We start from the raw sequence: 7,993 nt of genomic DNA on the forward strand, positions 1-7,993 counted from the left end.
CTCCAGCCCGTCCACGACCGTCTCGCGTGCGGTGATACGGCCCTCGGCGAGCCAGCCCGCGACCCGTCGCTCGAACTCGGGCCGCAGATCGTCGTGGTCGCGGACGATGAAGCCGCACAGGGTCAGGCGCTTGAGGACGGCCTGGATCAGATGGTTGATGTCCACGGTCCGCCGGTCGCCGCCGAACTGCGACATCATCCCGCACAGGGCGACCCGGCCACCGGTGCGCAGCGCGTGCAGGGCGGCGGCGAGCTGCTCGCCGCCGACGTTGTCGAAGTAGACGTCGATGCCGTCGGGCGCGATGCGGGCCAGCGCGTCACGGACCGGCTCGGCGCGGTAGTCCGCGGCGTCGTCGTAGCCGAACTCCTTGACCAGCAGGGCGCACTTGTCCGGGCCGCCGGCGGTCCCGACGACGCGCTCCGCGCCCAGCAGGCGCGCGAACTGTCCTGCGGCGGTGCCGACGGCCCCGGCCGCCGCGGACACGAAGACGGTGTCGCCGGGCCGTAGCGCCGCGATGCGGGTCAGGCCCACATAGGCGGTGAACCCGGTCTGGCCGAGCAGGCCCAGCCAGGTGGGCAGCGGGGCGAGCCGGGGGTCGATGCGCCCGGCGCCGTCGGTGTCCGCCGCGTCCAGCACGGCCCGTTCCCGCCACCCGAGTTGATGGCGTACGTACGTGCCCGGCGGGACCGAGGCGCAGCGGCTCTCCTCCACCACGCCGAGGGCGCGGCCGTCGAGCGGCGTGCCCGGGGTGAAGTTGTGGGTGTAGTGCTTCTCGGTGCTCTCCAGGCGCCCGCGCATCGACGGGTCGACACTCATGTAGAGGTTGCGGACCAGCAGTTGGCCCTCCCCCAGGGGCGGCAGCGGGCGGTCCTCGACGGCGAAGTCGGTGGGGAGCGGTTCTCCGTCGGGCCTGCGCACCAGGCAGACCGCCCGGGTGGTGCGGGGCGTCACGGTGTTCACCGCTCCGGCTGCGGGGGCGTACGGCGCTGGGCGAGGCGGCCGACCCAGCCGGCCATCTGGAGGTCGGCGTGGCGCAGTTCGCCCGACAGCCAGCGGGCCTGGAAGTCGAAGAGGCCCTGCGCGCCGGTCGCGGGGTCGGTCACCTCGACCAGGCCGTCCTCGGTGAGCCGGTACACCTGCCCGGTCAGGGGGTGGATCACTTGCTTGGACATGGGGGCCTCACTCCTGCACTCGGCGGCGCACGCCGCGCTTGGTCACGGTCACCGGGCCCTCGACCCGGAGCCGGCAGGCGAGCCGGGTCAGGCCGTCCACCGGCCTGCGCAGGGCCTCGATGCCCTCGCGTTCCAGCGGGCCCACGGGCGAACAGTTCTCGGCGCCCTCGTCGACCTGGACGAAGCAGGTACGGCAGGTGCCCTTGCCGCCGCAGACGGTGGGCCAGCGGTAGCCGAGGCGCTGGGCGGCGGTGAACAGGTCCTCGCCGTCCAGGACGTCGAGCTCGATGCCGGAGGGTCTGACCGCCACCCGGTGGCTCACGTGTCCATCCAGTGGTCGAGCGTCCGGTTGAAGTGGCGGATGCGGCTCTCCTGGTAGTTGGCCAGGGTGATGCCCGGCTTGCGCATCGCCTTCAGGCCCTGCTGGACGTAGGGAAGGTTCTCGCAGTCCTGGTCGAAGACCGGTCCGAGCACGCCCAGTTCGGGGATGTCCGCGAAGAGCATGTCCTCGGGCACCCAGCGGATCTTCGCCGGGGCGGGCATCTCGCCGGACTGCTTCGGGGACGACATGAAGATGATCTCGGCGGTGCAGGAGTCGGGGTCGAGGCCGTTGGGCCGGAACCGGTAGATGATGTTGGACTTGGCGCCGCCCCACGGGTTGAAGTTGGGGAACAGCAAGTAGTTGATGGCGTCCAGCAGTTCGGTGTCCGGGGTCTGTGAGAAGTCCTGCTGCGAGGTGGCCGCCAGCTGCGCGCGCATGCGCTCGGCGAGGACCTGGCGGGCGGTGCCGCCGGGCGGGATCGCGGGGAGTTCGTCGCCCTCCTGCATGACCAGGTCACGGCCCTGCGCGGCGGCGTAGAAGGCGCGCGAGTCGTAGAAGGTCTCCAGGACGTCCTCCTCCGTGACGGAGTCGGCCACATGCGGACTGGGAGCGCCCTGGATGTTGATCATCCGGTTCCAGTTCGGCTGGTCGGCCATGACGTCGTACTGCGAGTTGGCGTCGGCGAGCCACGGCAGCATCTGCGGGTGGGTGGCGATCACGTGGAAGGACTCGATGAACGCGTCCTGGGCGACCTTCCAGTTGCAGGGCAGCACCTTGGCGATGTGGAGGGACTTGTAGCGGTTCTCCAGCGGCCAGATGTAGTACTCGTCGAAGGTGCCGCGGTAGCTGTCGAAGGATTCGGCGTACGGGTCCATGTTGATGAAGACGAAGCCGCGCCAGGTAGCCACCTGCGCCTCGGGCAGGGCGAACTTCTCCGGGGTGACGTGCGGGAAGTCCCAGGCGCAGGGCGGGCTCTGCATGGTGCCGTCGAGGTTCCAGGCGAAGCCGTGGAAGGAGCAGCGGAACTCGCTGACGTTGCCGCCGCCGGTGCGCAGCTTGCGTCCGCGGTGCAGGCAGACGTTGACGAAGGCGCGGATCTCGTCGGGGGCGGTGCGCACCACGATGAGGGAGTCGTCGCCGATCTCGTAGATCTCGTGGTCGCCGACCTCGGGGATCTCGCTCTCCAGGCAGGCGAACTGCCACACGCGCCGCCAGACCTGCCGCATCTCGCGCTCGGCCCATGCGCGGGAGGTGAAGCGGGCGGTGTCGATGTCCTCGCTGCCGAGGTGGTCGTTGTGCTCGTACCTCAGGGCGGCGGGCACGGGGCGGCTGTCCTGGTCGAGGTAGTCCTGGACGCTGGGGCCCGGGCATCGGGCAGGAGCCGGCTCCGATGTTTCGTCCATCATCTCTCCTCCGGCAGAAACTTTAGAAGGAGTGTAGTTACCAGTCGCCGCCGGGAGCAACAGTCGAGCCGCACCGTCCCAGGTAGTGGCGCTAGCGAGCTGGGAAACCACAACTTTTTGCGGCGACCCTCTCCCCAAGGCCGTCGAGGCGTGTCACACTCCGACCCACTTGAGGCTGTAGTGCCTCAAAAGTTTCTAGATCCCGGGACGATCTCCGACCGGCCCCGGACCGGTGCCGCGGCGTTCGCCCGGCGCGACACGCAAATCCATTCGCCTGACCGGAACCGACCACCGCGACGCGGGGCGCTCCGGGCCGCGACAGCACAGGCGACACACCACGGGAGTGCTCAACGATGAGTTCCAGACCCCGTCGCGCGGCCCGCCGCGCCCTGACCGCGATCGTCCCCGTCACCGCCCTGCTCGCCCTGGCGGGATGCGGCGGCGGGACGACACCGGCCGCCGACTCCGCCAAGGCCGCCGCTCCGGACTCCCCCGGCCTGATAGCCGCCCGCAAGGCCGTGGCGAAGTACTCCCGGCACCCGGACCGGATCCCGGTCACCCAGCCGGTGGGCCGGAAGATCCCCGCGGGCAAGACCGTCGACTTCATCCTGTGCGGTGTGCAGTCCTGCCAGGACCTCGCCAACTTCTTCACCGCGGCCGCCAACCAACTCGGCTGGCACGTCCGCCAGATCGCCACCCAGGGCACCCCGGAGTCCGTCCAGAGCGCCTACGAACAGGCGCTGCGCGACAAGCCCGACGCCGTCGTCTCCTCCGGGTTCCCGCGCGCCGTGTACGCCAAGCAGCTCGCCCAGTTCAAGGCGGCGGGCATCCCCGTCCTCCAGTCGAACGCCGACGACGTCGCGGGCGACGGTGTCTCCCTGCTCAAGAACGGGCCCAAGGACGTCGCCGTCCAGGGCGAGATGCTGGCCTCCTGGGTGGTGTCCGACAGCAACGCCCAGGCCGACACCGTCTACTTCGACCTGCCCGTCTACACCATCCTCAAGCCGGTCAAGGACACCTTCGCCGCCAAGTACAAGCAGTGGTGCACGGGGTGCGGGCTGGACACCGTGGACGTGCCGATCACCGCGATCGGCAAGGACATGCCGGACCGCGTGGTGTCGTATCTGCGCTCGCACCCGAAGGTGACCCACGTCGTGTTCTCACTGGGTCTGCTCAACGTGGGCGTGCCCGCCGCGCTCAAGACCGCCGGCATCACCGGCAAGCATCTCGCCGTGAACGTCGGCGACGGACAGAACTACCAGTACATCCAGAGCGGGCTCAGCGACGCCGCGATGGCCCTGAACTCGCACGAGACCTCCTGGCTGCAAGTGGACGCGCTGGCCCGCCACTTCACCGGTCAGTCCATGGACGTGGACCAGCAGGCGGTGCTGCCCAACATGCTCATCACCAAGGACAACCTCCCCAAGACCATCGGGGACTTCCCGATCGTCGAGGACTACCAGGCCCAGTTCAAGGCGCTGTGGGGCGTGAGTTGAGCGGGCCGGCACTGCGGGTGGCCGCCCTGTCGAAGCGATTCGGCGGCACCCCGGCCCTGACGGACGTCGACCTGGAGGTGGCGCCCGGCGAGATCCACGCCCTGATCGGGCCCAACGGCTCCGGCAAGTCCACCCTGATCAAGATCCTCGCCGGGTACCACCACGCGGAGCCGGGGGCGGTGGCCGAACTCGACGGTGAGCCCTTCGACCTGAGCCAGGTGGCGGCCTCCCGCCACGACCGCCTGCGCTTCGTCCACCAGGAGCTGGGCCTGGTGGGCGAGTTGAGCGCCGTCGACAACCTCGCCCTCAGTCACGGCTTCGCCCGCACCGCCTTCGGCAACATCCGCTGGCCGGAGATGGAACGGCGCACCCACGCCCTGGTCGAACGCTTCGGCCTCGGCATCGACGTACGCCGTCCCCTCGCGACGGCGACCCCCGTCCAGCGCACGGTGGTGGCCATCGCCGCCGCGCTCCAGGGCTGGGAGGGCAGGCACGGCGTCCTGGTGCTCGACGAGCCCACCGCCGTGCTGCCGCCCGGCGAGGTGGCCCGTCTGTTCGACATCGTGCGCGAGGTCCGCGACGCGGGAGCCGGCGTGCTGTACGTCTCGCACCGCATGGACGAGATCTTCGCGCTCGCCGACCGGGTCACCGTCCTGCGCGGCGGCCGCCGGATCGCCACCCGCCCGGTCGCCGACCTCACCCCTCGCTCGCTGGCCGCACTGATGGCGGGCGAGGAGATGGACACCGACCACCGTCCGCCACCCCCTGCCGCGGCCGGCGACCCCGTCCTGGAGGTACGCGACCTGTGGGCGGGGCCGCTGCGCGGAGTCGGCTTCGACCTGGCCCGGGGCGAGCGCCTGGGCGTCACGGGACTGGTCGGCTCCGGCCACGAGATCGTGCCGTACGCGGTCTGCGGAGCCCACACCGGACGGGTGGACGGCAGACTGCGCCTGGCGGACCGCTCCCCGCGGTGGACCGAGGCGCGTGACGCCCGCGCCCTGGGCCTGCCCCTGGTCCCCGCGGACCGGGCGGCCGAAGGCGTGATCGGTGACTTCTCGGTCGGCGAGAACCTCACCCTGCCGCTCCTGGACCGGCTGCGCACCCGCTCAGGACGGCTGCGCCGACGCCGTGAGGCCGCCCTCACAGAGGACTGGATCAGCAGGGTCGACGTCCGCACGGCCGGCCGCACCGCCAGGATCACCACGCTCAGCGGCGGCAACCAGCAGAAGGTCGTCATGGCCCGCTGCCTCGCCCAGCGCCCGCCGGTGCTGACCCTGTGCGAGCCCACGGCGGGCGTGGACATCGCCACCCGCCTCCAGCTCTACGACCTGATCGAGCGGCAGGCCGACGAGGGCATGGGCGTCATCGTGTCCTCCTCCGACACCCAGGACCTCCTCGCGCTGTGCACCCGCGTCCTGGTGGTGCGGGACGGCCGGATCGCACGGGAGCTCAGCGGGCCGGACATCACCGAGTCCGCGCTCGTGCACGCCATGGAAGGAACCGAGTGAAATGACGTCCGTCCCGACCCGGCTGGCAGCCACCCTGTCGTTCCGCACCATCGGCGCGGTGTACGTGTGGCTCGCCATCGTCGTGCTCTTCTCCATATGGGCGCCGGACACCTTCCCGACGGCCATCACGGTCAAGCAGGTCCTCAACGGCAACGCGGTGGCCGGACTGGTGGCGCTCAGCGTCGTACCACCGCTGGCCGCCCGCGTCTTCGACCTGTCCGTCGCCTACACCATGTCCCTGACCAGCGTGCTGACCGCCCACTTCCTGGTCTCCACCGGCCTCGGTCCCTTCACCGCGACCGCCCTGGCGATGGCCGCGGCCCTGCTGGTCGGCGTGGTCAACGCCCTCGTGGTGGTCGTCCTGCGCGTCGACTCGTTCATCGCCACGCTCGCCACCGGCGCGCTCATCCAGTCCCTGATCACCATGGTCACCAACGACAGCTCCATCACCGGGGTGCAGCTGCTCGCCAAGCCCTTCGCGAACATCGCCCAACTGGACGCGGGCGGCATCACCCTGCCGGTGCTGTACCTGCTGCTCGCCGCCCTCGCCATCTGGTTCGTGCTGGAGCACACCGCGACCGGACGCCGCCTGTACGCGACCGGGTTCAACGCCGACGCGGCCCGGCTCCAAGGCGTGCGCACCGACCGGCTGCGCTTCGGGACCCTGGTGACGTCCGCGCTGCTCTCCGGTTTCGCCGGAGTGGTCTTCGCCTCCTCGGTGGGCTCCGGATCGCCCACCGCGGGCAGCCCGTACCTGCTGTCGGCCTACGCGGCGGCCTTCGTCGGGGCGACCCAACTGCGCGCGGGCCGCTTCAACGCCTGGGGGACGGTGATCGCGGTGCTGCTGCTCGGCACGGGCATCACCGGGCTCGGGCTCGCCACCAGCGCGCAGTGGGCCGCGAGCCTGTTCACCGGCTCCGTCCTGATCGTCGCGCTCGTCCTCACGGGCGGCCGGATCGCCCTGCCCACCGTGCTGCGCCGCCGGGCCGGGAAGCTGTCCGGCCCCGACGAACCGGAAGGGAGTACCGATGATGAAAGCCGTGCAGTACCTGCGGGTGGGTCACGCTCCTGAGCTCGTGGAGGTGCCGGTGCCCGAACCCGGCCCCGGCCAGGTGCTGTTGAAGGTGACGGCGGCGGGCCTGTGCCACTCTGACATCGCGGTGATGGGCTGGCCCGAGGAGGTGTTCCCCTACGCCCTGCCGATGACCCTCGGTCATGAGGGGGTGGGCACGGTGGCGGCGGTGGGCGCCGGTGTCACCGAGGTGGCGGAGGGCGAGGCGGTGGCGGTGTACGGCCCGTGGGGCTGCGGCCGCTGCCACTCGTGCGCCGAGGGCCGGGAGAACTGCTGCCCGCACGCGGCGGGACTCGGCATCGTGCCGCCCGGCCTCGGCCGGCCCGGCGCCCTTGCGGAGTACCTGCTGGTGGACTCGCCACGCCACCTGGTCCCGCTGAACGGCGTCGACCCCGTGCAGGCGGCGCCCCTCACCGACGCCGGACTGACCCCGTACCACGCGCTCCGCAGGTCACTGCCGAAGCTGCTGCCCGGGAGCACGGCGGTGGTGATCGGCGTCGGTGGCCTGGGCCATCTCGCCGTGCAGCTGCTGCGCGCCCTGACCCCCGCGCGGGTGGTCGCCCTCGACACGAACGAGGACAAGCTCCAGCTGGCGGGCAAGGTCGGCGCCCACGAGACACTGCCCTCCGACGACGGGGCGAGCGCGCGGATCCGCCAACTCACCGGCGGTATCGGGGCGGAGGTGGTCCTGGACTTCGTCGGCGCCGAGGCGACCCTGGCGATCGCGGCCGCCTCGGTGGCGGTGGCGGGCGATGTCACGGTCGTCGGCCTCGGCGGGGGCACCCTGCCCGTGGGCTTCGGCGGCGGGCTGCCCTTCGAGGTGTCGGCGGCCTTCCCGTACTGGGGCAGCCGCACCGAGCTGATGGAGGTCCTCGACCTCGCGCGCCAGGGGCTCGTCTCCTCGCATGTCGAGACGTTCACGCTGGAGCAGGCGCCCGAGGCGTACGCGCGTCTGCACGCCGGGGGCATCAACGGCCGCGCGGTGGTGCTGCCGCACGGCTGAGCCCGGTGCCGTAGCTG

8 protein-coding genes are annotated in these 7,993 nt (G+C 71.4%); 4 read left to right on the top strand and 4 right to left on the bottom strand.

The features are described from left to right. From ACFULQ_RS47690 to ACFULQ_RS47705, 4 genes are all read right to left on the bottom strand, one after another. Positions 1-951 (bottom strand): NADP-dependent oxidoreductase (locus ACFULQ_RS47690; RefSeq protein ID WP_383557719.1); only part of this gene is annotated, 951 nt, incomplete at its 3' end. Between the two features lie 5 nt (positions 952-956). Beyond that, positions 957-1,172 carry a transposase gene (locus tag ACFULQ_RS47695; protein WP_383557721.1) on the bottom strand — a complete coding sequence of 72 codons (216 nt, stop codon included), beginning with the start codon at positions 1,170-1,172 and terminating at the stop codon, positions 957-959. Between the two features lie 7 nt (positions 1,173-1,179). Further along, entirely contained in the window at positions 1,180-1,494 is a 315-nt protein-coding gene (locus ACFULQ_RS47700) for a 2Fe-2S iron-sulfur cluster-binding protein (protein WP_383557724.1), read from the bottom strand. Next, a complete protein-coding gene (locus tag ACFULQ_RS47705; protein ID WP_383557726.1) occupies positions 1,491-2,897 on the bottom strand; it encodes an SRPBCC family protein in 1,407 nt (468 codons plus the stop codon). The genes ACFULQ_RS47700 and ACFULQ_RS47705 overlap by 4 nt, the downstream gene beginning before the upstream one ends. A gap of 353 nt (positions 2,898-3,250) precedes the next feature. Here ACFULQ_RS47705 and ACFULQ_RS47710 point away from each other — a divergent pair, with 353 nt between their 5' ends. The 4 genes from ACFULQ_RS47710 to ACFULQ_RS47725 are packed head-to-tail and all read left to right on the top strand — an operon-like array spanning position 3,251 to position 7,976. After that, positions 3,251-4,393, top strand: a complete 1,143-nt coding sequence (locus ACFULQ_RS47710; protein WP_383557728.1) for a substrate-binding domain-containing protein — start codon at positions 3,251-3,253, stop codon at positions 4,391-4,393. Further along, complete coding sequence (locus tag ACFULQ_RS47715; RefSeq protein ID WP_383557731.1) at positions 4,390-5,901, top strand: sugar ABC transporter ATP-binding protein; 1,512 nt, start codon at positions 4,390-4,392, stop codon at positions 5,899-5,901. Before ACFULQ_RS47710 ends, ACFULQ_RS47715 begins: the two co-directional genes overlap by 4 nt. 1 nt (position 5,902) lies before the next feature. Beyond that, positions 5,903-6,973 carry an ABC transporter permease gene (locus ACFULQ_RS47720; protein ID WP_383557734.1) on the top strand — a complete coding sequence of 357 codons (1,071 nt, stop codon included), beginning with the start codon at positions 5,903-5,905 and terminating at the stop codon, positions 6,971-6,973. Next, positions 6,933-7,976 carry an NAD(P)-dependent alcohol dehydrogenase gene (locus ACFULQ_RS47725; RefSeq protein ID WP_383557736.1) on the top strand — a complete coding sequence of 348 codons (1,044 nt, stop codon included), beginning with the start codon at positions 6,933-6,935 and terminating at the stop codon, positions 7,974-7,976. The genes ACFULQ_RS47720 and ACFULQ_RS47725 overlap by 41 nt, the downstream gene beginning before the upstream one ends. Positions 7,977-7,993: the final 17 nt, after the last annotated feature.

Source organism: Streptomyces sp. NPDC057253 (assembly GCF_042669125.1).
In the GTDB taxonomy this organism is placed as follows: domain Bacteria; phylum Actinomycetota; class Actinomycetes; order Streptomycetales; family Streptomycetaceae; genus Streptomyces.

What these genes read in the sequence shown, in the direction of transcription:
- ACFULQ_RS47695 (WP_383557721.1), bottom strand. Translation starts at nt 1,172, where the DNA reads ATGTCCAAGCAAGTGATCCACCCCCTGACCGGGCAGGTGTACCGGCTC.
- ACFULQ_RS47705 (WP_383557726.1), bottom strand. Translation starts at nt 2,897, where the DNA reads ATGGACGAAACATCGGAGCCGGCTCCTGCCCGATGCCCGGGCCCCAGC.
- ACFULQ_RS47710 (WP_383557728.1), top strand. Translation starts at nt 3,251, where the DNA reads ATGAGTTCCAGACCCCGTCGCGCGGCCCGCCGCGCCCTGACCGCGATC.
- ACFULQ_RS47720 (WP_383557734.1), top strand. Translation starts at nt 5,903, where the DNA reads ATGACGTCCGTCCCGACCCGGCTGGCAGCCACCCTGTCGTTCCGCACC.
- ACFULQ_RS47725 (WP_383557736.1), top strand. Translation starts at nt 6,933, where the DNA reads ATGAAAGCCGTGCAGTACCTGCGGGTGGGTCACGCTCCTGAGCTCGTG.